This window comes from Streptomyces armeniacus (genome assembly GCF_003355155.1).
Taxonomy (GTDB): domain Bacteria; phylum Actinomycetota; class Actinomycetes; order Streptomycetales; family Streptomycetaceae; genus Streptomyces; species Streptomyces armeniacus.
The window spans coordinates 3,076,754-3,100,578 of sequence record NZ_CP031320.1 but is presented as its reverse complement, the minus strand read 5'-3'; the positions used below and the strand labels follow the sequence as shown (position 1 = coordinate 3,100,578).

Genomic DNA, 23,825 nt, shown 5'->3' with positions numbered 1-23,825 from the left:
GGGCCGGGGCACACTGGCCCGCATGAATGCCTCTCCGTACACCGAGGTTGACGCGTACGGCACGTCCGGTGCCGGGCCTGTCTGGGTGGAATCGCTCGGCGGCCCTCTGATCGTCGTCCCCGTCTCCGCGCTGACCGCCTGGCACGGAGCCACGGAGACCGGGCTCGTCGGAGGAGACGCGACCGCGCCGGACGACTACGACCGGGCCTGCGCGGTCGGCGGCCTGGCCGGCGTGATCCCCGTCGGGCAGGGCGGCGCGCAGGCGCTGGTGCTGGCGGACGAGCCGGCCACCACCTGCTATCTGCCGGAACACCGGGCGTTCCTGCGCTGGTTCGCCGCCCGGTCGGCGGCCGGGCTGCGGGCCGCGGCCGAGGCCGCCCTCGCGGACCCCGCCACCTCCTGGGAGGAGTGCGGCACCTGGGTGTCGGACGGTACGGGCGTGCTCATGGACTCCGTGGAGGCCGGCGCCGGACTGGACTCCGAGGCGCCCGGCGGCGGGATGCCCGAGCAGGCACCGGTCCCGCTGCCCGCCGGCCGCTGGCGGGTGCGCGCCACCCACACCGGGCCGGGCGGGGAGAACCAGGCCGGCCTGGTCCAGCTCCTCCCCGCGGAGGGCTGAACCGGCCGCCGCCCGGGACGAGTTACGCGTGGCGGGCGGTTGTGGGCCTACCGGGCCGGTCCCGCCAGGACCTCCGTCGCGGCGCGGCCCGAGGCGGCCGTGGCGCCGTGGGTGAAGATCTGGACCGCTCCCTGGGCCGTGGCGCCGGCGCCGGGCAGGCCCATCTCCACGACGATGGCGTCGGGCCGCGCCGTGACCAGGTCCGCAAGGGCGCGGCCCATCCACGCGTGGCGCGCGGCGTCCCGTACGACGACCACCAGCGGGCGTCCCGAAGCGGGCGCCAGGGCGCTTTCCTGGAGCGCGGCGGCGGGCGTACGCAGCTGGTCCTGGTGCAGCCGTACGGACGTGGCCCCCGGCAGCCGTTCGGGCAGGCGCGAGGCGACGCCCCACGGGGTCTCCTTGCCGATGGCCAGGTTGGTGGTCGGCACCAGCTCCACCACGTGCGGCGGCGCGGCCAGCGGGAGGGCGTCGTGGACGGCGCCGGTCAGGCGGATGGCGCGGCGGGCGGCGATGTAGCCGATGTCGCCGCCCGTACGGCCGACGGCGGCCGTACGGCTCAGCTCCGCCGACCAGGCGGCGAACGCCCGTACGCGCTCCGCCGCCTGTACGAGCCGCGCCTCGGTGAGCTCCCCGGCGGTCACCGCGTCGGCGAGCGCCCCGGCGAGGAGCTGGGCGGTGGCCTCCTCCGCGCTCTCCCCGCCGACGCAGACGGCGTCGGCGCCGGCGGCGACGGCCCGTACGGCCGCCCCGTCGATGCCGTAGCGGTCGGCGACGGCGCCCATCTCGATGGCGTCCGTCACCGTCAGGCCGTCGAAGTCGAGTTCGCGGCGGAGCAGGTCGTCGAGGATGCGGCTGCTGAGGGTGGCGGGGAGGTCCGGGTCGTAGGCCGGTACGAGGAGGTGGCCGCTCATGACGGCGCGGGCGCCCGCGTCCATCGCCGCGCGGAACGGGGGAAGCGCCTGGGCGGCGATCTCGTCGAGGTCCGCGTCGTAGCTGGGCAGGCCGTGGTGGGAGTCGACGGCGACGTCTCCGTGGCCGGGGAAGTGCTTGGCGCAGGCGGCGACGCCGGCCGACTGGAGTCCGCGGATCCACGCGGCGGCCTGCCGGGACACCACCTTCGGATCGGCGCCGAAGGACCGGACGCCGATGACGGGGTTGTCGGGGTTGGAGTTGACGTCGACGCTCGGCGCGTAGTTGAGGCTGATGCCGGCGGCGTGCAGCTCGCGGCCCAGGTCGGCGGCGACGGCCTCGGTCAGTTCGGCGTCGTCGACGGCGCCGAGCGCGCAGTTGCCGGGGCGGCTGGAGCCGGTCGCGGACTCGATCCGGGTGACGTCCCCGGCCTCCTCGTCGATCGCGATGATCAACTCTGGGTTCTCCGCGCGGAGTTGCCCGGTCAGCCGGGCGACCTGTTCCGGTGAGGCGATGTTGCGCGAGAAGAGGACGACGGACGCCAGGCCCTCGCCGATGTCGCGCAGGACCCACTCGGGCGCCTCGGTGCCCACGAAACCGGGCTGGAGGACGGAGAGCGCGAGTCGGCGCAGCTCCTTGCCTTGCTTGCTGGAGGACATCGACCGCGCCTCTCGAGTAGTGCCCGCACCCCGGTAACGGTGGGGTTCGTTTGGTATAGACCAAGTATCAGTCCAGGTCAGTCGGCGCTGTCAAGATGCGGCCGCCCAAGACTCCGGCCGCGCGGGCAAGTTCGGTGACCGGGGGGCGAATCAGCGCCGAATGTCGGCGTTTTGGCCAACTGGTCGGCTCAAAATATGCTGTTGACATAGGTCATTGGTCTAGTCCAAGTTGTTCACGGGGCGAGAGTTCAGCAAGGGGCGGATGCGACAACGCATGGCCCCGTTGCCTCACTTGCGCAGGCCCGCAACGTCAGTCGACCCCGGCGTGCACGGTCTGCGACGGACACCGATTCGCACGGACGGACGCCGGTTCCGCAGGGGGCCCACACCGGAACGTCCGGCCCGTACCACCCACGACCACCACTCCTCCGGGCTGTCAGGCGCGCTGACGCCCCTTCCTTCCAGACGCCGACGGGCGACGGCGCGTTCCGCCGCGCCCGGAACCGGTGTCCTCCGCCCGGCTCCGTTGCCCGGAGCCCGCAGGCGACCGCGCCACGGGCCGTACGGCCCCCGGGCGCGACAGAACAGCGACGAGTCTTGGAGCACAGCAATGCCAAGGACCGATGGCTACCTCCACCGATCCCCTTCAGACATCCCGTACTTCAGCGCGGACGGCGAGACGTACCTGGCGCGTACCCAGCTGCGGGACCTCCGGAAGACACAGCCCCTCAGAGTGCTGACCGAGGAGGACTTCGCCTTCTGGCAGACCTATGGCTACGTCGTCGTCAAGGAGGCGATCCCCGCCTCGGCGGCGCGGCGCCTGCTGGACTTCGCGTGGGACTTCCAGGGCCTCGCCCCGGCCCGGCCCGGCACCTGGTACGAGGACCGCGAGTTCCGCTCCGACCTGGACCGGGACCTGTACGTCTACGGGTTCGTGGAGGCGTACCACCACCAGCTCATCTGGGACAGCCGGCAGACGCAGCGGGTCTACGACGCGTTCGCCGACGTGTGGGACTGCGACGAGCTGTGGGTCACGCTGGACCGGCTCAACCTCAACCCGCCCAACGTGCGGAACCGCTCACGCGACCTGATCGCGCCCACGGACAAGGGGTTCGACATCGAACTCCACTGGGACGTCGACACCACCCTCGGCATCCTGCCGCAGCGCGTACAGGGCAGCATCGCCCTCACCGACACCAGCCCGGAGACCGGCGGCTTCCAGTGCTGCCCCGAACTGTTCCGGCGGTTCGACCGGTGGAAGGCCGGGCAGCCGGACGACCGGGACCCGATACGCCCGGCCGTCGACCGGTCGGAGCTCCCCGTCGTACGGCCGGAGCTGAAGGCCGGCGACCTGATCATCTGGAACGGCCTGCTGGCACACGGCGTCGCGCCCAACACCTCGGGGGACGGGGTCCGTTCGGTCCAGTACCTCTCGATGATGCCCGCGCTGGAGTCCCACGAGGACCTGCGGCGGTCCCGTATCGACTCGTGGCGCCACCTCACGACCCCCGGCTGGAACGCGACGCTGCTCGGTGACGCCGTGCGGCACGAGTCCCTGAGGTACGGCACCGCCTCGCTGAACGAGCTGGGGGCCAGACTGCTCGGCCTCGAGTCCTGGAGCGGGCGGCAACTCGACGGGCCGACGGGGGAACCGGCATGCGCCGAATCTGTCTGACGCTGCCCACCAACAGGGCCTGCCCGGCGACGGTCGCGGCGGTCGGCGGGGAAGCGGCGTACGCCGTACGGCACTTCGGCGCCGAGGTGCACCTGCTGATCCTGGACTCCTCGGAGGCGTTCGAGGAGCACGCGGCGGCCGTACGGGCGCTGGAGCCCGTGGCGGGGGTCGTCGTGCACCACTTCGACGAGGCGGGGCAGCGGGACTTCCTGCGGCGCGTGATCCGGCGGACGCCCGGGATCACCAAGAGCGACCTGATGCTCGATCTGATGCTCCCGGCCGGCGTCTCCTACGGCGCCTGCACCAACCGCGCGTTCCTGATCGCCGCCGCGCTCGGCTGCGAGTCCGTGCACCGCAGGGACTCCGACAGCCGCTACCAGACGCTGCACGGCAAGCCCGTGCTGCCCGTCCACCACGAACTCGCCTCGCTCGGCGAGCGCGCGGCCGACGCAGCGCACACCGTCTCCGAGACCGCCCTGGACCCGGAGCACGCGCACAAGCGAGTGGCGCTGGTGGGCGCCTCGTTCGTCGGTGAACTCTCCGTGGACATCGGCGAGATCCGCCGCCTCGACCCCGCCGTCTACCACGACGTGGTCAGCCTGTGGGCGCCCGGGGGCTGGCCGGACGACGCGAAGCGGCAGCTCGTCGACGAATCCTTCCGGGGCGCCGGCTCCGAGGCGTTCACCCGCGACCACTCGACGCTGACCGTGGTCGACCCCATGCGCGTGGACATGTGCAACATCGCCTTCCACGGCGTACACGAGCAGGTGCCGCTGCCGCCCGCGACCGACACCATCGGCAGCGACTACTTCCTCTTCCACCTCGTACACGCCGCCGCCCTGCCCGGCGTGCTGCACAACCGGCACATCGTGAACTTCCACACCGCGGAACGCAGGACCGGGCCGGGATTCACCGCGTACCAGACGCGGTTCACGAAGTTCCTCCTGTCGATGCTCTACTTCCACCACGTCTACGACCGGCTCGCCGAGGCCGGCGGCGCGCTGCTCGACGCCGACGGCCGCGTACGGGCCTCCGCCGTGGCCGCGTTCGCCCGCGAGAGCACCGGGCTGGACCAGGCCGGGAACGTACGGCGGCTGGACGCGCTCGACACCGCGTACCGGAAGCTCGGCGGCCGGTACGCCGAGTTCGCCGGCCTGCTGGCGGCGCGCCGCGAACGCCTCCTGGACGAAGCACGCCGCGACATCGAGGACTTCGCGCTGCTGACGGAGGCGTGGGAGGCGCTCGTCCACACCAGCAGAACCACGCCGCTGCGCGCGGACCCGGGGCCGCCGGGGACGGCACCGGACCAGGAGTCTTCGGTGACGGCACCGGAACCGGGGCTGCCGGAGTGAGCGCCGCGATGGAACCGCGGGAGAACACGCCCCTCCACACCGCCCTGGCAGCCGCCACCGACGACCGGATCACCTTCGACCTCGCCGGAATCGAGGCGGGCTACGACACCCTGCGGCGCGAACTGCCCGGCGTACGCGTCCGCTTCGCCGTCAAGGCCTGCCCCGTCGACGAGGTGCTCGCCTGCCTGGCGGCGAAGGGCGCGGGCGCCGACGCGGCGAGCGTCCCCGAGATGGAGCAGGCGCTCCGCGCGGGCGTGCCGGTCGGCCGCATGCACTACGGCAACACCGTCAAGTCCGACGAGAACATCGCCGACGCGTACCGGCTCGGCGTACGGGACTTCGCGACGGACAGCGTGGAGGACGTGACGGCCCTCGCCGTCCACGCGCCCGGCTCACGCGTCTTCTGCCGGCTGGCGACCAGCGGGGACGGGGCGCTCTGGGGGCTCAGCGACAAGTACGGCTGCTCCCCCGCCGACGCGCTGCTCGTACTGGAGACCGCGCGGGACCTGGGGCTGACGCCCGCGGGGCTGTCCGTGCACGTCGGTTCGCAGCAGATGACGGCCGAGGGCTGGCACAGCGCGTTCGAACAGCTCGCGGACGTCCTCACGGAGCTGCGGCGGCGCGGGATCTCACTCGACCACGTCAACCTGGGCGGCGGCCTGCCCGCGCTCGGCTACCTCGACCGGCACGGCAGGCCGCTCGACCCGCCGCTGGACAAGATCTTCGCGGTGATCCGCGAGGGGACGCGGCACCTGGGGCGGATTCCCGGGCACCGCCTGGCGTTCGTCATGGAGCCGGGACGCCATCTCGTCGCCGACCACGGGGCGATACGTGCACATGTCTCGCGGCTGTCCGCGCGGCGCGGGCCGGACGGCGAGCGGCGCTGGTGGCTGTATCTGAGCTGCGGCAAGTTCAACGGGCTGTACGAGATGGACGAGCTGCGCTACCGGCTCGTCTTCCCCACCCACCAGATGGCGGGCCGGGAGACCGAGCACGTCCGTGCCGTCGTGGCCGGTCCCACCTGCGACAGCGACGACGCCTACGCGCACGACAGCGGGCTGACCCCCGTGCCCAGGGCGCTGGCGTCGGGCGACCCGGTGTGGGTGCTCTCCTGCGGCGCGTACGCGACCAGCTACATGACGCGGGGCTTCAACGGCTTCAGCCCGCTCCCGTACACCTGGACCGGCCCCGCCGGCCGCCCCGACTCCCGTACGGAGCCGGGCGGATGAGCGGCGACGACATACGCGTGCGGCCCCTCGCCGAGGCGGACTGGGACGGCGTCGCGGCGCTGGAGTCCCGTACGTACGCGGGCCTCGGACTGTCGGAGGGGCGCGCCGCGCTGGAGTCCAGGGGGCGCGTGTCGCCGGGCACGTGCTTCGCGCTCGTACAGGGGCCGCGGCTGGCGGGGTACGTGCTGGCGCTCCCGTACCCGCTGTTCCGGTACCCGGACCTGGAGCGTGCGGAGGCGGCGGCGGTGAAGTCGGCCCGGCCGTCCAACCTGCACCTGCACGACCTGGTCGTGGAACAGGGCCTCCGGCACCGGGGACTCGGCGGGCGGCTGCTGCGGCACCTCACCGCGACGGCCCGGTCGTGCGGGTACGAGCGGATCTCGCTGCTCGCCGTCGGCGGCAGCGAACCCTTCTGGTCGGCGCAGGGGTTCGCCGTACAGGAGGGGGTCGTGCCGCTGGGGTACGGGCCGGGCGCCGCGTACATGTCCAGAGCGGTGCGGGCCGGCGGGCCCGACGCGGGGGCCACGCGCGACGGCCGGGCGGAACCGACGGGTCCGCCGGGCGGGCCGTCTTCACGAAAGGAAACATGTTGCTGACGCAGGTGCTGCGGCCCCGGACTTCGTTCCACCGGAGCCAGTTGGCGATCGCCGCTCTCTTCTGCTCACTCGGGTTCCAGTACGCCACCTGGGCGGCGCGGATCCCCGCCCTCAAGACGGAACTCGGCCTCACCGCCGCGGAGGTGGGCCTGCTGCTGATGGCGGCCGGGGTCGGCGCGGCAGTGTCGTTCCCGCTGGTGGCGGTGTTGATGAGGCGGCTGGGTTCACAGCGCCTCGCGCTGGCGTCCACCCTCGGCCTGGCGGCGCTGCTGCCCGCCCTGGCCGCGGCGCCGGACTACTACACGGCGCTGGCCGTCCTGCTCTGCGACGGACTCCTCGTGGGCTGCCTGAACGTCGCGATGAACGCGCAGGGCGCCGCGCTGGAGACCCGTCACAAGCGCAACGCGATGGCCCGGCTGCACGCCACGTTCAGCGGCGGCTCGCTCCTCGCCGCACTCCTCGCGTCCGGCGCGACCGGGGTGACCACGTCGGTCGCCGCGCACTTCGGGGTGGCCGCGGCGATCCTCCTGCTGCTGCTCGCCACGGCGTGGAGGGGGCTGCTGCCGGAGGACGGCGCGGCCGGGGACGGACCGGCCGCGAACGAACCGGCCGGAGACGAACCGGCCGCGGACGGACCGGCCCGGGACGAACCGGCCGCGGGCGAGCCCGTACGGGAAGCGGCGCCGAAGCCCGGCGGCCGCCGCGGCCGGCCCCTGCCGTCCCGGCTGACGCTGTGGATGTGCCTCGCCATGGCCTTCGGCACGGTGACCGAGGGCGCCGTCAACGACTGGTCCGCCCTCTACCTCGAGGACGTCGCGCACGCGTCCGCCGAACTGGCGCCGCTGGGCATCGCCGTCGTCTCCGGCATGATGGTGCTGGCCCGCCTCTTCGCCGACGGCTGGCGCAGCCGCTGGGGCGACGGGCGCATCGTCCTCTACGGCAGCGCGCTGGCGGGCGCGGGGCTGGCCCTCAGCCTGCTGAGCGGCGGCGTGGTCCCGGCCCTTCTCGGCTTCGCCTGCGTCGGCCTGGGCATCGCGGCCGTGACGCCCTGCGTGTACGTGGCCGCGGCGGCGCAGGGCCCGGAGGCGCTGACCCTGGTGGCCGCCATGGGTACGACGGGACTGCTCGCCGGGCCGCCCGCCATCGGCTTCATCGCGAACGCCGGCAGCCTGGTGTGGGGCATGGCCGCCGTCGCCGCCTCGTCGCTCCTGGTGTCCCTGGTCAGCACCCGCATCCGCTGGGCGCCGGCGGCCGGCTGACACGCCGTCATCGCCTCAGGCGTGCGTCATCGCGTCAGGCGGGCGTCATCGCGTCAGGCGGGCGTCATCGCGTCACGGGCGCCGGCGCAGGCCGTCCGTCAGCAGGTCGAGCATGCGGCCCGTCTGCTCCGGCGTGTTGGTGGCCGCCGTGGACAGGAAGACGCCGAGGAGCATCCCGGTGACGTCCTGGGGGTCGACGTCCTCCCGGAGGGTGCCCGTACGCGCTCCGGCGGAGAGGATCGTTCCGATGGCGGCGGAGAGCCGTTCCCTCGTGGCCGGGGTGGGGATGCGGCCCGAGGCCCAGCCGGTGCGGAGGGTGTCGGCCATGCCGCGCTTCGTCGCGACGAACGCGGCGTACCGGTCCATCCAGGCGCGCAGCGCCTCCTCGGGCGGGTGCCGGTCGAGGAGGGCGGGGGCGCTGTCGGTGACGTCGTCGAGTTCGGCGGCATAGACGGCCTCGACGAGTGCCTCGCGGGTGGGGAAGTGCCGGTACAGCGTGCCGATTCCGACGCCGGCCGCGCGGGCGATGTTCTCCAGCGGAACGGTGTCGCCGTCCGCCGTGAACGCGGCCTGTGCGGCGGCGACGAGCTTCTCGCGGTTGCGCCGCGCGTGCGCGCGGAGCGGGCGGTCCCCGGAGCGTTCGCCGGGGCGGTCTTCGGTACGGCTCTCGGTACCGCTCTCGGGACGGTCTTCTGGACTGCTCTCTGGCCCAGCCAAAGCGGAGGCACCTCCGATAGTGCTACAGTCGGCATAGCGGAGGTTCCTCCGCTTCCCCTATCGTCTCACGGGACGGAGTCTCCATGCCTGCCACCGGCACCTCAACCGAGACCACGGCCACCGGCGTGCCGCGCCCCGGCGGACCCGGGACGCTCGCCGGCCGCACCGTCTCCCGTATCGGCTACGGCGCGATGCAGCTCGAACGGCTCGACGGCGACCGCCGTACCGCCCTCGCGCTCCTGCGCCGCGCGGTCGAACTCGGCGTCGACCACGTCGACACCGCCCAGTTCTACGGCGACGGGTACGTCAACGGCATCGTCCGGGAGGCGATCCGCCCCGCCGACGGCGTCCTCGTGGTCACCAAGGTCGGCGCCGACCCCAATCCGGGCGGCGCCGTCCCGCTGCGCCCGGCGCAGCGGCCCGAGGAGCTGCGGGCGAGCGTCGAGGCCAACCTCGCCGGCCTGGGCACCGACCGGCTCGCGGTCGTGAACCTCCGGCGGCTCGACACCGGCCCCGGGCTGCGAGCCGAGGGCGACCAGGTGGTCGACGTCGACGACCAGTTGGCGGCGCTGACGGAGCTGCGCGACGAGGGGAAGATCGGCGCCATCGGGCTGAGCAGCGTCACCGGGGACGTGCTGCGCCGGGCGCTCCCGGCGGGCATCGCCTGCGTCCAGAACGCGTACAGCCTCGTGACCCGCGACGGCGAGGACATGCTGGAGCTCTGCGCCGCCGAGGGGATCGCCTGGGTGCCGTTCTTCCCGCTCGGCAGCGCGTTCGCCGGCTTGCCGAAGGTGACCGACGAGCCGGCTGTGCACGCCGCCGCCGAGTCCCTCGGCGCCACGCCGGAACAGGTCGGCCTCGCCTGGCTGCTCCGGCACTCCCCGAACGTCCTGCTCATCCCCGGCACCGCGGACACCGGCCACCTCGAGGCGAACACCGCCGCGGGCACGCTCGCCCTCGACGGCGCGCACCTCGCCGCACTGGACGCCGTACCGTCCCGTACGGCGTCGGACCTGCGGCTGGGCTGACCCGTACCCCTCGCGCTCAGGCGGGGCGCTCAGGCGGAGTCCGCCAGGGCGGCGGGCCCGTGCCGGAAGCCGGGGTCGACCTGGGTGGCGAGGTCGGCACCGGTGGCGGCGTTGGCCCAGGATTCCGCGTTGCGCAGGTGGAACTCGACGGCGTGCCGCTGGAAGGCGTCCCAGTCCTTCGTACGGGCGTCGAGCGCGGCGCGCAGCTGGTCCAGGGTGTGGGCGTTGTGCGGTTCCAGCTCGCCCCCGGCGCGGCCCTGTTCCCGTGCGCGCACGAAGGTCGACTGCTCGCAGTACGCCAGCAGGTCGCCGCCGACGTGCTCCTTGAGGAAGAGCAGGTCGTCCTCGCCGGTGACCTTGTTGCCGACGACGGCCAGGGGGATGCCGAACTCCCGTGCGTGGTCCCGGTACTGGCGGTAGACCGAGACGCCCTTCCGGGTCGGCTCGGCGACCAGGAACGTCATGTCGAACCGCGTGAACAGCCCGGAGGCGAACGCGTCCGCCCCGGCGGTCATGTCGACGACGACGTACTCGCCGGGGCCGTCCACCAGGTGGTTGAGGTATAGCTCCACCGCGCCGAGCTTCGAGTGGTAGCAGGCCACCCCGAGGTCGCTCTCGTCGAACTCGCCGGTCACCATGAGCGGGACGCCGCACACCTCCTGTACGTGCGTCCCGTGGATCCCGTCGTCGCCCAGCAGCCGCAGCAGCCGCGAACCACGGCCGGGCGGCGTGGTCTTGATCATCGCCTCGCGCGAGGTGATCAGGGGGTTCGCGCCGCGGAGGTGGTCCTTGATCTCGCCCAGCCGCGCGCTCAGGGGTGGGGCCGTGAACTCCTCGTCCGCGCCGAGCCCGAGCGCCTCGGCCAGATGCTGGTTGATGTCGCCGTCGACGGCGACGACGGGCGCGCCCGAGCGCGCGAGACGGCGGGCGAACAGCGCCGACAGCGTGGTCTTTCCGCTGCCGCCCTTGCCCACGAACGCGACACGCACGGTTAACCACCCCTGTTGGAAATGAATGTCATGTGGCAGGTTTAACGGGGTGGTTGATCGCGTGTCAAATCCCCGCCGGCCACGCCGAATCAAGCGAGCGAGCCGAGCACGGTCAGACGTGAACTTCCCGTCACCGCCCGGCCAACTCCGTGCGCGGGGACACCCCCTGGGCCGCCGGCCGTCGCATACTCGCTGAGGTCCGTCCGGTACACCCCAGGGAGGCAGACGCATGGCCCTCACCACTCGCCGCAGAGCCCTCACCACCCTCGGCGCAGCCCTCGCGGGCAGCGTCGCGCTGCCCGCGTACGCCCAGGCATCGGGGCGGCCACGCGGCCCGCGCCCGCTCGTACGCGCCCACGCGCACAACGACTACGAGCACCCCCGGCCCCTCCTCGACGCCCTCGACCACCGCTTCGGCAGCGTCGAGGCCGACATCCACCTCGTCGGCGGACAGCTCCTCGTCGGCCACGACCCGATCGACCTGGACCCCGCCCGCACCCTCGAGTCCCTCTATCTCGCGCCGCTCGCGGCCCGCGTCAAGGCCAACCACGGCTCCGTGTACGAGGGCCACCGCGCGTCGCTGCAGCTGCTCGTCGACCTCAAGACCGAGGGCGCGGCCACGTACGGCGCGCTCGACCGCGAACTGGGCCGGTACCGGCGCCTGTTCAGCACGTACGCGCAGGGCCGTGTGTTCCGCGGGCCCGTGACGGTCGTCGTCTCCGGTGACCGCGCGGCACGCGCGCCCATGGAGGCGCAGACCGTACGGCGTGCCTTCTACGACGGCCGGCTCGCCGACCTCGGCACCTCCGCGCCCGCCTCCTTCATCCCGTTGATCAGCGACAACTGGACGCTCAACTTCACCTGGACGGGCGCCGGCACGTTCCCGGAAGCGGAGCGCGCGAAGCTGCGCGGGATCGTCTCGGCGGCCCACGGGCGCGGGCAGAAGGTGCGGTTCTGGGCCACGCCCGACGTGCCGGGGGCGGCGCGCGACGCGCTCTGGGGCGAACTCGTCGCGGCGAACGTCGACTACCTCAACACGGACGACCTCGCGGGGCTGGAGGCGTTCCTCGACGCGCACGAGCCGCGCCGTACGTAAACCACAAGGCACCGTTCAGGTACCTGCCACCGTGCGGCCACGGGTGATCAGCAGTGTTGCGGGCGACACAGCGCCCCGCGGACGGAGATCACCATGGACCGGGCAGGCAGCCCCAGCCGCTTCGGCAGACGCACGCTGCTCCAGACCGCCGTCGCCGTACCGGCCGCCGGTGCGGTGACGGCGGTCGGTACGGCGCAGGCGGCGGAAGCGCAGGCGCAAACCCAGGCACAAGCGCAGGCGCAGGCGGCGGGCAGGGGGCGCGGTGGCGACAGCGAGAGCCCGCGCTTCGTGATCGCCGTACTCCCCGACACGCAGTACCTCTTCGACGCCGACAGCGCCGACCCGGAGCCGCTGCGCGAGACGTTCCGGTATCTCGTCGCCGAGCGCGGCGAGGCCAACATCGCGTTCATGACGCACCTGGGCGATGTCACGGAGCACGGCACCGAGGACGAGATCACGCTCGCCGCCGCCACCTTCCGCACCATCCACGGCAAGGTGCCGTACAGCGTCCTCGCGGGCAACCACGACGTCACCGGCGCCGACGACCAGCGCGGCGACAGCGCCTACCTGGACGCATTCGGTCCGGAGCGCTACCGCTCCATGCCGACGTTCGGCGGCGCCTCCGACGACGGCTACAACACGTACCACGTGCTGCGCGCCGGCGGCCGCGAGTGGCTGGTGCTGGCCCTCGACTGGCGCGTGTCGGACAAAGGGCTGCGCTGGGCGCAGGGCGTACTCGACCGGCATCCGGAGCTGCCCGCCGTCCTCACCACCCACGACATCGCCTTCCCCGCGGGCGACGGCGAGGCGCGGCTGTCGGACCACGGGCGGCGCCTGTGGGACGGGCTGATACGCGGCAACGACCAGATCTTCCTCGCGCTCGGCGGCCACTACTGGCCGCCCGGCCGCACCGTGCTCACCAACGACGCGGGCAACGCCGTCCACGTGCACATCACCAACTATCAGGACCGCTACTACGGCGGCGGCGCGATGATCCGCCTCTACGCGTTCGACCTGGTACGCGGCGCCGTCGACGTGGAGACGTTCTCGCCCTGGTTCCTGGCCCGCGACCCGCGGCGGCGGACGCCGCTGGCGGCGGAGACGGTCGAACTTACCGGCCCCGACGACCGGTTCAGCCTGGCCATCGACTTCGCCGAGCGGTTCGCGGGCTTCGCACCCGTCGTACCGCGCCGCCCGCGCCCGCCGTCCGCCGTGCTGCCCCGCGGCACGGTCGCGTACTGGCGCTTCGACTCCGCCGGGCTCGACGGCGGCGGCCGTACGGGCAGGCCCGTCGCGGACGGCAGCCGCGCCCGCGACCTCAGCGGCAACGGCAACCACCTCACCGTACGGCGGCTGCACGACGGTCCCGCCGAGCTGCTCACGTGGTCGGACGGGCACCACGGGGACCAGCCTGCGCACGCCAGCCTCCGCTTCGACGGCGGCAAGAACCCGGACCGGGGCGCGATCCTGACGACGGCGGCGGACGCACCGCTGAACAGCGCCACGTTCGACTCGGGCTACACCATCGAGACGTTCATCCGGCTCCCCGACCCGTTCGAGGGCGACCACGCGTGGATGGGCATCCTCAGCTGGGAGGGCCGCAACGGCGACGCGGGCAAGACCACCGGCTGGTCCCCCGACGAGCCCACGTGCAGCCTGAACCTGTCGCCGGAGCGCTTCCTGCAGTACGTCGTCTACCCGCACCGGCAGGACGCCGACCCCACGTCGTGGAGCCACACGCTGCCGGCGGGCCGCTGGACGCACATCGCCGTCGTCAACGACGGCCGCCGCACGGTCGTCTACGTCGACGGCTCGCCGATCGCCCGCAACCCGGCACAGCCGTCGACCGGCATCGCGACGCTCGGCAAGCCGTTCGTCATCGGTGCCACGCAGTTCGACGAGCGGTACGAGCAGGGCTTCTACGGCTGGATCGGCGACACCCGCATCGTGTCCCGCGCGCTGGACCCGAAGCACTTCCTCACCCACTCCCCCTGAAGCGTGCGGGCCGGTCCGGCGGCCCGGCGGTCCGGCGGTCCGGCGGTCCGGCGGCGCGCAACGCGCCGTCAGACCGCGAAGACCTGCGCGTCGTCCGCGAACGCCTTGAACTCCAGGGCGTTGCCCGCCGGATCGAGCAGGAACATCGTCCACTGCTCGCCGGGCTGCCCCTCGAAGCGCACGTACGGCTCGATGACGAACGGCGTGTCCGCTGCGCGCAGCCGCTCGGCGAGGGTGTGGAACTCCGGGACGGTCAGGAGCAGTCCGAAGTGCGGCACCGGCACGTCGTGCCCGTCGACCGGGTTGTGGCCGCGGCGGGCACCGCCGTTGTCCGGGACCTGGTGCGTGACGAACTGGTGGCCGTGCAGGTCCCAGTCCACCCACGTGTCGGCGCTGCGGCCCTGCTCCAGGCCGAGCACGTCGCCGTAGAAGTGCCGCGCTGCGGCGAGGTCGTCGACCGGTACGGCCAGGTGGAAGCGCGGGAGCGGGGTGTCGGGTGCGGTCACGGTGTGGTTCCCTCCTGTACGGGGCGGGGTTCGAACGGGCCGTTCAGAGCGTCAGGATGTCCGGGCGGTCGCGGCCCCCGCACGGGACCGCCGGCCAGCGCGGGTCGTGCACCAGGGTGCGTACGCCCTCCGCCCGTACGAGTGCGGTGTCCTCGGTCTTCCAGCCGCCGCCGCTGGGGTTCCACGCCACGACCCCGCCCTCCGGCAGGAGTTCCTCCGAGGTGTGGTGCGCCGGGAACTCGCGCGGCTGCGTGCCGGAGAAGCCGCCCTGGTGGTGCCGGTGCCACTCGTCGGCGGGGAGGCCGTTCGCGGCGTACGCGGCCACGCCCGCGCCGAAGACGTCGCCGAGGCGCGCGCCCGGCAACGAGGCGTCCAGGAAGGCACGTTCAACCTCCAGCAGCCGTGCGTAGTCCCGCCGTCCGGCCTCGGACGGCGCGCCGAACGACACCGTCCGCGTGATGCTCGCGATGAGGCCGTGCCGGCGCGCGCACGCGACGAGCATCAGCCGTCCGGTGGCCGCGCGGTCCGTGGGCAGCGGGTGGCGGTGCAGGGCGATGCGTTCGTCGGCCGCCGCCAGCAGCACCACCGGGTCGAGGCCCCGGTCCAGCAGCGCGTGCGCCAGTGCGGCGGCGGCCTGCCGTTCCGTACGGCCCGGTGCCAGCCCGTACGCCGTGTCCGTCGCCGCCTCCGCCGTGTCCCGGGCGACCTCGGCCAGCAGCTCCTGCTGGTGGCCGGTGAGCACCCGGCGGACGCGCGCGATCTCCGCCGCCAGCGGCACGTCGTGCGGCCCCGGCCGGTCCGAGCCGGTGCGTGGCCCGGTCGGCAGCCCGGCGTCGCGGTTCTCCCACCACGGGACGGTCCGCCAGTCGGCGGCGAGCCCGGCGAGTTCGGTGTCGCGCAGCCGGGGTGCCTCGATGGCGTTGGCGGCGACGGCGAGTTCGCCCGTCGCGGCCGTCAGCAGCACGGTGAAGCAGGCGCTGTCCAGGGTCTGCGGCACGTGCACGCGGGCGCCCAGCAGCCAGGCCAGGGTGGCCGGTTCGCGCAGCACCAGTGCGTCGAGGCCGTGCCGGGCGGCGAGTTCGCAGAGCCGGTCGCGCTTCTCCGGGAAGTCCGGCGCCCCCGGGAAGGCGGCGCTCACCGCCGGGCCCCCTGCCGTACCGCGTGCGCCGCGAACGGCTGGCTGCCCTCCGCGTACACGGTGTCGCCCTCGACCCGTACGCGGGTGGGCGTGCCGTCGAAGCCGGTCAGTTCGCGCCCGGCCCGTTCACGCACGCCGTCCCCCGTACCGTCCCCCGTCCCGTACAGCTCCAGCCGCCACGGCCGGTCCGGCAGGTCGTCCGTCGAGCGGACGGCCGCGTCCACGTCCAGCCGCGGCAGCCAGCAGCCGTCGCGCACGAGGACCGGCATGTCCTCCAGGGCGACGGTGCGTTCGGCGTATCCGGGTCCGGTGTGGCGCTCGCCGGTGAGCAGGTCCGTCCAGCCGCCCTCCGGTACCCAGAAGCGGCGCCGGACCGGCCCCGGCCCGTCGTCGAAGACGGGCACCACCAGCAGGTCCGGGCCCAGCAGGAACGCGTCGTCCACGGTCGCGGCCACGGGGTCGCCCGGGAACTCCAGGCCCAGCGGCCGCATCAGCGGCCAGCCGTGCGCGGCGGACTCGTGCGCCGTCTGCCACAGGTACGGCAGCAGCGCGTAGCGCAGCCGCACCCAGCGGCGCGCGATCTCCAGCGCCCGGTCGCCGAACGCCCACGGCTCGCGCGGCCGCAGCCCGTGCGCGCGCATCAGCGGGGACAGGGCGCCCAGCTGCGTCCAGCGCACGTACAGCTCCGGGGTCAGCTCCGGCCCGAAGAAGCCGCCGATATCGTGGCTCCAGAAGCCGGGCGCGCTGAGGGCGTACGAGAGGCCGCCGCGCACCGTCGAACGCATCCCCGCGACCGTCGACTCCGCGTCGCCGCCCCACTGGCCCGGGTAACGCTGCGAGCCCGCCCAGCCCGAGCGGCCCCACACCAGCGCGTTGCGGCCGGTGCGGGCGGCGATCGCGGCGGAGACGGCGCCGTTGTAGCGCAGCGGGTAGAGGTTGTGCGCGTGGTGGGCGGGGGTGCCGTCGGCCGGGACCGTGCCGTCGGGCAGGCCCTCGCCGAAGTCGGTCTTGAACACGGCCACGCCGTCGGCGAGGAAGTCCGTGTGCAGGTCCTGCCACCAGGCGGCGGCCTCCGGGTTGGTGAAGTCCAGCAGGGCGCGCGGCCGTCCGTCGGGCGTGGGGGTGCCGGCCACCTGGGCGGGTTCGCCGTCGGCGTCCCGTACGAGGTAGCCGCGTGCGCGGGCCTCCGCGTGCCGGGGTGAGGCGGGGTCGAGGTAGGGCAGCTCCCACAGCGACAGCCGCAGGCCGCGCTCGCGCAACCCGGCGACGAACTCGGCGCGGTCGCCGAAGCGTTCGGTGTTCCAGATGAAGTCGCAGTTCAGCCGGTCGACCACGAGCCAGTCCGGGTCGAGGTGCAGCACGTCGCAGGGCACCTCGTGCTTCCGCATGGTGTCGCCGACGTCGTTCATCTCGGCGGCGCTGTGGTAGCGGCAGCGGCCCATCCAGTAGCCGAGGGACCACAGCGGGGGCACGGCGGCGCGGCCGGTCAGCCCGGTGTACCGGGACAGCCGGTCCTTCGGGTCGGGCGCGCCGATCACCCACAGGTCGAGCGCCTCGTCGTGCACGGTCAGGCCGAGCACGTCGGGTCGCCGGTGGCCGACGTCGGCGGTGACGACGGCGCCCGTGTTGAGGAAGCCGAGGTAGCCGCTGGTGGAGTGCCAGACGGGCACCGGCTTGTACGCCATGCCGGTGCCGGTGCCGAGCGCGTCCTCGACGCGGAGGCGGAGCCGCTGGCCGTTCTTCACCAGCGGGCCGAACTGCTCGCCGAAGCCGGTGATCCGCTCGTCGGGGCCGAGTTCGAGGTTGAGCACGGTGCCGGCCTCCCCATCCGAGCCCGCCTCCGCGGCCAGTACGGGCGGCGCCATCGGGAACCCGGCCACCTGCCGCAGCCGCTCCCCCGTACGCAGCAGCGTGCGCCCCGTCGCGGTGTCCTCCACGGCGAGGGCGAACGGCCGCCGGGCCACGCGCACCCGCAACCGCCCGGTCTGCAGCACCGTCTCCGGCGTGCCGCGCCCGCCGCCGTCCGACGCCACATCGGCCGTACGCACACGGGGCGCGGGCCCGTACCCCTGCCCGCCGTCCAGCACGATGCCCAGCCAGCCGGGCTCCTCGTCCAGCACCCGCGCGCCCTCCGGCGCGAGGGTGATCCGGACCGCGTCCTCGCTGCCGAAGGCGACCCGCAGCACGAAGCCGCGCGGGTCGAGCGGCGGCACGGGCAGCTCCGGAAGGTTGGGCATGGTCGTCTCGATGCCCTGCCCGTCGGGTGGCTCGCCGGTCAGATAGCCCGGTGTGCCGGGCAGTTCGAGGCAGCGCACGGCGCGTACGGCGCACTCCACGCCGCCCTCGTACGGGCGCACCGCGGTGATCTCACGGAGCAGGTACACGTGTCACTCCTTGACCGAGCCGGCGGTCATCCCGGCGATGAAGAACCGCTGGAGGAAGATGTAGCCGACGACGAGGGGCAGCGACGCCACGACGACGCCGGTGAACAGCAGCGGGTAGTTGGTGAGGAACTCGCCCTGGAAGTTCAGCAGGGCCAGCGGCAGGGTGCGCTTCTCGGGGTCGTTGATGAACAGCAGCGGGTACAGCAGCTCGTTCCAGTGGATGACGAGCAGGAAGATCGCCGTGGCGGCGAGGGACGGCAGGGACAGCGGCAGCGTGATCGAACGGTACGTGCGCCACGGCCCGACGCCGTCGAGCGCGGCGGCCTCGTAGATCTCCCGCGGCAGCGTCCGCATGAAACCCGCGAGGATGAACACGGCGACGGGCAGCGTGGTGACGATGTTGATCAGGACCAGTCCGGTCAGGCTGTCGGTCAGCCCGAGCACGTCGAAGAGGACGAACTGCGGGATCATGTTGGCCTGCGCGGGCACGGACATGCCGAGCACGAGGAAGCCGTAGATGGCCCAGCCCGGCCAGCCGGGTATCCGGGCCACCCCGTACGCGGCCAGGCTGCCCAGCAGCAGCGTCAGCGTCACGGAACAGGTGCTGACGACGGCGCTGTTGGTGAACGCGGTGCTCAGGTCCGCGCTGCCCAGCACCTCGCTGTAGTTGCCGAACCGCCACTCCTCGGGCAGCGAGAAGGGGTTGCTGAACAGGTCCGAGGTGGACTTGAAGCTGCCGGCGAGCATCACCAGCAGGGGCACCAGGACGAGCGCCGCGTACACGCCGAGCAGTGCGCGCCGTCCGATTCGGGATCCCATCTCACGCTCCTGACTGGGTGAGTTTGACGGTGCGCCGCTGGATCACCGTGACGAGGGCGATCAGCGCCATGAAGACGATCGACTCGGCGGCCGCGTAGCCGAACTCGGAGTTGGCGAACGAGGTGTAGATACGGGTCGACAGGATGTCCAGCGACCCCTGCGGCGGATTCCCGCCCAGCCCCAGCACCAGGTCGAACGCCTTGAACGACTGGATGGTGGTGTACGCGATCACGATGCCGGTCGCCGGGGCGATCATCGGCCACGTCACGTGCCGGAACCGCTGCCACCGGCTCACGCCGTCGATCGCGGCGGCCTCGTACAGCTCCCGCGGGATCTGCTGGAGGCCGGCGATGAAGATGACCATCATCTGGCCGGTGTGGAACCAGATCTGGGTGAGCGCCAGGAAGTAGATCGCCTTGCCGTCGTCACCGAGGTACGAGCTGGTCAGCGCGTCCAGCCCGACGCTTTCCAGGGCGCGGTTGGCGAGCCCGAAGTTGGGGTCGTAGATGAACTTCCAGACGAACGCGACCGACACGCTGGACAGGATCGTGGGCAGGAAGAACACGGCGCGCAGCAGCGTCGAGGAGCGGCTGTTGCGGGTGAGCATGGACGCCAGGACGAGCGAGAACAGGGTCTGGAAGACCACGACGACCAGCATGAACTTCAGGCTGTTCGTCATGGCGTTGGAGAACAGGTCGTCGCCGCCGGCCAGTTGCCGGAAGTTGTCGAGGCCGACCGAGTCGTACTCCGCGCTGTAGCCGTCCCAGTTCGTGACGGCGTACTGGAACGCCTGCACCGTGGGGATCGCGAAGAAGATCACGTACAGCACGAGCGCGGGCAACGGGAACAGAAAGAACGCCGGGTGCCCGTACCGCCGCTTCAGTCCGCGGGCGCGCCCCGGTCCGCGCTCGCGGGACGGCGGGCGGGCCGCGGGCGCGGGGCCGGTCTTCACCGGGCTCGGGCTGGGGGCGCTCACTTGCGCCGCCGCTGGTCCACGACCCGCTGCGCGGCCTCGGCGGCCTTGCCGGGCGATGTGCCGGTGAGCACCTTCGCGCAGGCGCCCTCGACGGCGTTGAGCATGTCGATGTCCTCGATCTGGTAGCGCGGGGCGAGCATCGTGCGCTTCTCCAGCCAGTGCTGGGTGTCGCGCAGGTCCTTGTTCTCGTACGTGACGCCGGTGACCGTCAGATGCTGCGCGGTGCCGTTCGCGTACCGGGTCGCCACCGACGGCGTCGACAGGTACTCGACGAAGCGCAGGGCCGTGGTGGCGTGCTTGCTCGCGGCGTTCACGCCGAGGATGAACGTCGCGTTGTGGGTGCCGACGTAGCGCGGCCGCTCGCCCTTGGCCACCGTGATCGGCGGGACGAGCGCGATGGGGAACTCCGCGTCCAGCTGCCGTACGGCCGCCATGTGGTACGAGCCGGTGGCCAGCATCGCCGCGGAGCCGCGCGCGAACATCTGCTGCGCGGGCTCGACCTGGGTGCCGGCCGCCTTCCGCTGCACGAACGGGCGCAGCTGCGCGTACTGCCCGAGGATGCGCAGGAACCAGTCGTCGGTGACCTTCGCCTTGCCGGACTCGATGCGGGCGCAGGCGTCGTCGTGGGGCGCGTTGTTCATCACCATGGAGTTGAACAGCTGGCCCGCGTTGCCCGGTTCGGCGCCGGGCCAGGCCAGCGGGACCGTGCCGCGCGACTTGAGCTTGTCGCAGAGGTCGAGGTAGCCGTCCCAGTCCTGCGGCGGGTCGGCGTAGCCGGCCTTCTCCAGCAGGTCGCCGTTGGCCAGCGGCATGAGAAACACCAGCTGGTACGGGAGGCCGAACAGCCGCCCGGCGGCGTCCCGTCCGCCGCGGCTGTGCCGGGGCATGTAGTGGTCGGCGAACGTCTGCGCCGACAGCTCGGTGAACAGCCCGGCCTTCAGCATGTCGGCGAACTGCGCGCCGCGGAACGCCGTCAGCACATCGCCGACGGCGCCGCTCTTGAGCCGCTGCAACGCGTTGGCCTGGTAGTCCTGCGCCGGGGAGATGTCCTGCTGTACGCCGCTGCCGCGGTGGCGCGCGGTGAAGTCGCCGATGAGCTCGGCGAGTACCTTCTTGTCCTCCGCCCGCCAGTGCGCGAACGATATCCGTGCGTCCGCCCTGCCGCTGACCGGCTTCGGCACGTCGGACGGCGCACCCGCGCCCGACCGGCCGCCTCGGGTGGTGCCCGGACCGGCGCAGGCCGCGGCGGTGGCGACGGTCCCGCCCACGGCGGCCGCGCGGAGCAGTCCGCGGCGGCTGAGCCCGTACGGCCGTGAGTGTTCGGTCATGCTTCCTCATCCCTCCTCGTGCAGCTGACGGGAGTGCAGCTGATGGACGCCGTCACCACTCGGTGACGGGGATGCCGAGCAGGTCGGCGGCGGTGCGCAGGGCGGGCCGTACATCGGTCCAGGCGAGCACCGTGTGGTGCGGAAAGCCACCCGTGACCAGGGACTGGACAAGATCGTCGGCGGGCGGGCCGACGCGTACCTCGGCGGTGTTGCCCTGGAAGCGGTTCGGGGCGGGCAGCGACTCGCCCGCGGAGACCAGCAGCCGCAGCCGCCCGCGCCGCGCGGGGTCCTCGGTCAGCCGCGCGATCATCACGGGCCCGGTGCGCAGCGGGAAGTCCCCGGCGACGCCCAGCTTGCGGTTGCAGTGCACGGACTGGGTGGCCCGCGCCGGGTCGGCGGCGAGCGCCGTGGCGGCGGCGCCGCAGTGCCACAGCCGCAGCACGTTGCGGTCCCGGTCCACGTCGACGGTGTCCACGAGGTACGTGGGGCCCGCGCCGAGCGCCTCGAGCAGCAGCATGGTCACGGCCCCGTACACATCGCGCTCGCAGGCCGTCGGGGTGCCCTCGTCCGCGAGCCGGGACAGCGACGAGCAGGGGCAGGCGCCGAGCCGGGTCGGGAACTCCGGCCAGCAACGGACCGCCGCGGCGGCCAGCCCCCGGTCCTCGGTCCACGCACGCAGCGAGGTGGTGACGGCGGCGGCGAGCCCGGCCTGCTCCGGGTCCACGCCGGCCAGGCTGGGCTGGGCGGCGGTGGCGGACGCGTACTCCGCGTCCCGTACGGCGGGCTCGACCCGCCGGGCCGCGTCGATGGCGTCGTCCACGGTGAGGGTCTCGACGGAGATCCCGAACAGCTCACGCACGAGCTCCGCGTCGTACTCGCTGGGCGTGAATCCGGGCGGCGCGTCCCCTACCAGGCCGAGGCGGCGCCCGTGCAGCCGCTCCAGCCCGGCCCGTACGGGCTCGGGCGCGGCCCGTTCGCCGCGTACGGCGGGCAGCGCGGGCGGCGCGGGCAGCTCGCCGGCCAGCGCGCGGGCGAGGGCCTCGCGTACGGCGGGCTCGTCCGGGTCGCCGTGGATCAGGTGTACGGCGCCGCCGCCGCGCACGACGGCGTGGGCGAAGAGGTTGGCGCCGCAGAGGGAGTTGAGCCACAGCCGGTCGCCGGTCTCGCCCGGCTCGCGGAACGCCCACAGCAGCAGCGGCCGGTCCAGCCCGGCGTAGAGCCGCTGCGCGGGGGTGGCGTCGGAGAACGAGGCGCAGACGTTGACCACCAGGTCGGCGCCGTCCAGCGCGGGGGCCGCCGCCTCGACGTCCTCGGGCGTCATGACGAGTCCGGCGGGCCCGGCGACGTCCGCGCCGAGCTCGGCCAGCAGCGCGCGGGCGGCGTCGGCCCGCACCTGTGCCTGGTCGGTGGCGAAGGTGGGCCTGGCCGTGGGGATGAGTGCGACACGCGGCATTGCGGGCCTTCCTGACGTACGGAGCGGGTCCGGTGGCGGGACAACCGGAGAACCGGAGAACCGGAGACCGGAGACCGGAGAAACGGAGCCCAGGGGTGGGGAGTGGCTGTCTCACCGGCCGTCTGTTAGAAATGCAACATAAGATGTTGGGACTGTAACGCTGACTGTGGCGATGTCAAGAGCTTCATCAGGGAGAAACCACAGCGATACGGCGCGTGAGTAAGGTGGCGATGTACGTGTCGCGACAACGCGCCGTGGGCACCGAACCGAGGAGGGCGCATGAACGACGCCATGCCGCGCTACGACACCGCCGCGGGGCGCCGGGACGCGATTCTCAGCCGGCTCCAGGCCAGCGGCTTCCTGTCGATCAGCGATCTCGCGGCCGACCTGCAGGTATCCGACATGACCGTACGGCGCGACCTGCGGCTGCTGGAACGGGACGGGCTCGTACGGGTCGTACGCGGCGGGGTCAGCCTGCCGGTGGGCAGCCAGGTGCCGGCCTTCTCCGGCCGTGCCGACGCGCATCACGACGCCAAGGTACGCATCGGCGCCCGCGCGGCGGAGCTGGTGGGCTCCGCCGACGCGATCGCCATCGACGCCGGGACCACGCCGTGCGAGCTGGCGGCGGCGCTGCCGCAGCCGTTCACCGGGTCGGTGGTGACGCACTCGGTGCCCGTGCTCCAGCAGATGCTGGGCCGGCCGCCGACCCGCGTCGTCGGACTCGGCGGCGACCTCAACCCGGAGAGCCGGGCCTTCGTCGGGCCCATGACGGTGGAGGGCGTGGCCCGGCTGCGGGTGCGGCTGTTCTTCCTGGGCGCGGCGGCCGTGGACGAGCGCGGCATCTACGTCAGCACGGACCTGGAGCGGCCCACGAAGCAGGCGCTGATGGGCATAGCCGACGAGGTCGTGCTGATGGTGGACCACTCCAAGGTCGAGGCGTCCGCGCCGGTGCTGCTCTGCCCGCTGGACGCGGTGGGCACGGTGGTCACGGACCGGCAGCCGGCCGCCGGCCTGGCGGCGGCGCTGGCCGCGGCGGGCGTACGGGTGTGCGTGGCGGAGGGCGTGCCGGCACCCTCGGGCGCGAGCGACTGACGAGCG

General features: G+C 73.2%; 20 protein-coding genes. 10 read left to right on the top strand and 10 right to left on the bottom strand.

The window, feature by feature from the left end:
- The first annotated feature begins 22 nt into the window (after positions 1–22).
- Positions 23–619 (top strand): Imm21 family immunity protein, encoded by a 597-nt coding sequence (locus DVA86_RS13460; RefSeq protein ID WP_208878421.1) that lies wholly within the window; start codon positions 23–25, stop codon positions 617–619.
- 47 nt (positions 620–666) lie between these two features.
- Here DVA86_RS13460 and DVA86_RS13455 read toward each other — a convergent pair whose 3' ends face one another.
- The gene (locus tag DVA86_RS13455) at positions 667–2,187 is read right to left on the bottom strand and encodes a glycoside hydrolase family 3 protein (RefSeq protein ID WP_208878419.1); all 1,521 of its coding nucleotides are present in this window, start codon (positions 2,185–2,187) and stop codon (positions 667–669) included.
- Positions 2,188–2,797: 610 nt separating this feature from the next.
- Here DVA86_RS13455 and DVA86_RS13450 point away from each other — a divergent pair.
- The 5 genes from DVA86_RS13450 to DVA86_RS13430 are packed head-to-tail and all read left to right on the top strand — an operon-like array spanning position 2,798 to position 8,298.
- Entirely contained in the window at positions 2,798–3,862 is a 1,065-nt protein-coding gene (locus tag DVA86_RS13450; protein ID WP_208878418.1) for a phytanoyl-CoA dioxygenase family protein, read from the top strand.
- Positions 3,844–5,214, top strand: coding sequence for a DUF6271 family protein (locus tag DVA86_RS13445; RefSeq protein WP_208878416.1), 1,371 nt, complete (start codon positions 3,844–3,846; stop codon positions 5,212–5,214). Before DVA86_RS13450 ends, DVA86_RS13445 begins: the two co-directional genes overlap by 19 nt.
- An 8-nt stretch (positions 5,215–5,222) precedes the next feature.
- On the top strand, positions 5,223–6,443 hold the full coding sequence (locus DVA86_RS13440) for a type III PLP-dependent enzyme domain-containing protein (RefSeq protein WP_208878414.1): 1,221 nt from the start codon (positions 5,223–5,225) through the stop codon (positions 6,441–6,443).
- Positions 6,440–7,039 (top strand): GNAT family N-acetyltransferase, encoded by a 600-nt coding sequence (locus DVA86_RS13435; RefSeq protein ID WP_208878412.1) that lies wholly within the window; start codon positions 6,440–6,442, stop codon positions 7,037–7,039. The genes DVA86_RS13440 and DVA86_RS13435 overlap by 4 nt, the downstream gene beginning before the upstream one ends.
- Positions 7,030–8,298 carry an MFS transporter gene (locus tag DVA86_RS13430; RefSeq protein WP_208878411.1) on the top strand — a complete coding sequence of 423 codons (1,269 nt, stop codon included), beginning with the start codon at positions 7,030–7,032 and terminating at the stop codon, positions 8,296–8,298. The genes DVA86_RS13435 and DVA86_RS13430 overlap by 10 nt, the downstream gene beginning before the upstream one ends.
- A gap of 72 nt (positions 8,299–8,370) precedes the next feature.
- Here the strand turns inward: DVA86_RS13430 and DVA86_RS13425 are convergent, their stop codons facing one another.
- A complete protein-coding gene (locus DVA86_RS13425) occupies positions 8,371–9,015 on the bottom strand; it encodes a TetR/AcrR family transcriptional regulator (RefSeq protein ID WP_208878409.1) in 645 nt (214 codons plus the stop codon).
- Between the two features lie 83 nt (positions 9,016–9,098).
- On the opposite strand from DVA86_RS13425, the gene DVA86_RS13420 reads away from it, so the two are divergent.
- Positions 9,099–10,043: an aldo/keto reductase gene (locus DVA86_RS13420; protein WP_208878408.1), complete on the top strand. Its 945-nt coding sequence runs from the start codon at positions 9,099–9,101 to the stop codon at positions 10,041–10,043.
- Between the two features lie 29 nt (positions 10,044–10,072).
- Here DVA86_RS13420 and DVA86_RS13415 read toward each other — a convergent pair whose 3' ends face one another.
- Positions 10,073–11,032: an ATP-binding protein gene (locus DVA86_RS13415; RefSeq protein ID WP_208878406.1), complete on the bottom strand. Its 960-nt coding sequence runs from the start codon at positions 11,030–11,032 to the stop codon at positions 10,073–10,075.
- Between the two features lie 229 nt (positions 11,033–11,261).
- Between DVA86_RS13415 and DVA86_RS13410 the strand changes: the two genes are divergently transcribed.
- Positions 11,262–12,128, top strand: a complete 867-nt coding sequence (locus DVA86_RS13410; protein WP_208878405.1) for a phosphatidylinositol-specific phospholipase C/glycerophosphodiester phosphodiesterase family protein — start codon at positions 11,262–11,264, stop codon at positions 12,126–12,128.
- A 93-nt stretch (positions 12,129–12,221) separates the two neighbouring features.
- The gene (locus tag DVA86_RS13405) at positions 12,222–14,123 is read left to right on the top strand and encodes a LamG-like jellyroll fold domain-containing protein (RefSeq protein ID WP_208878404.1); all 1,902 of its coding nucleotides are present in this window, start codon (positions 12,222–12,224) and stop codon (positions 14,121–14,123) included.
- Between the two features lie 68 nt (positions 14,124–14,191).
- On the opposite strand, the gene DVA86_RS13400 is transcribed toward DVA86_RS13405, so the two are convergent.
- From DVA86_RS13400 to DVA86_RS13370, 7 genes are read right to left on the bottom strand one after another with little or no spacing between them, the layout of a single operon-like run.
- Entirely contained in the window at positions 14,192–14,629 is a 438-nt protein-coding gene (locus DVA86_RS13400; RefSeq protein WP_208878402.1) for a VOC family protein, read from the bottom strand.
- A gap of 43 nt (positions 14,630–14,672) precedes the next feature.
- A complete protein-coding gene (locus DVA86_RS13395; protein WP_208878401.1) occupies positions 14,673–15,767 on the bottom strand; it encodes a M24 family metallopeptidase in 1,095 nt (364 codons plus the stop codon).
- Complete coding sequence (locus DVA86_RS13390; RefSeq protein WP_208878399.1) at positions 15,764–18,151, bottom strand: glycoside hydrolase family 31 protein; 2,388 nt, start codon at positions 18,149–18,151, stop codon at positions 15,764–15,766. Before DVA86_RS13390 ends, DVA86_RS13395 begins: the two co-directional genes overlap by 4 nt.
- Positions 18,152–18,154: 3 nt before the next feature.
- A complete protein-coding gene (locus DVA86_RS13385; RefSeq protein WP_208878398.1) occupies positions 18,155–18,970 on the bottom strand; it encodes a carbohydrate ABC transporter permease in 816 nt (271 codons plus the stop codon).
- Between the two features lies 1 nt (position 18,971).
- The gene (locus tag DVA86_RS13380; protein ID WP_245996540.1) at positions 18,972–19,946 is read right to left on the bottom strand and encodes a carbohydrate ABC transporter permease; all 975 of its coding nucleotides are present in this window, start codon (positions 19,944–19,946) and stop codon (positions 18,972–18,974) included.
- Complete coding sequence (locus tag DVA86_RS13375) at positions 19,943–21,274, bottom strand: ABC transporter substrate-binding protein (RefSeq protein WP_208878397.1); 1,332 nt, start codon at positions 21,272–21,274, stop codon at positions 19,943–19,945. Before DVA86_RS13375 ends, DVA86_RS13380 begins: the two co-directional genes overlap by 4 nt.
- 52 nt (positions 21,275–21,326) lie before the next feature.
- The gene (locus DVA86_RS13370; RefSeq protein ID WP_208878395.1) at positions 21,327–22,727 is read right to left on the bottom strand and encodes a hypothetical protein; all 1,401 of its coding nucleotides are present in this window, start codon (positions 22,725–22,727) and stop codon (positions 21,327–21,329) included.
- A 279-nt stretch (positions 22,728–23,006) separates the two neighbouring features.
- On the opposite strand from DVA86_RS13370, the gene DVA86_RS13365 reads away from it, so the two are divergent.
- Entirely contained in the window at positions 23,007–23,819 is an 813-nt protein-coding gene (locus tag DVA86_RS13365; protein WP_208878394.1) for a DeoR/GlpR family DNA-binding transcription regulator, read from the top strand.
- Positions 23,820–23,825 lie beyond the last annotated feature (6 nt).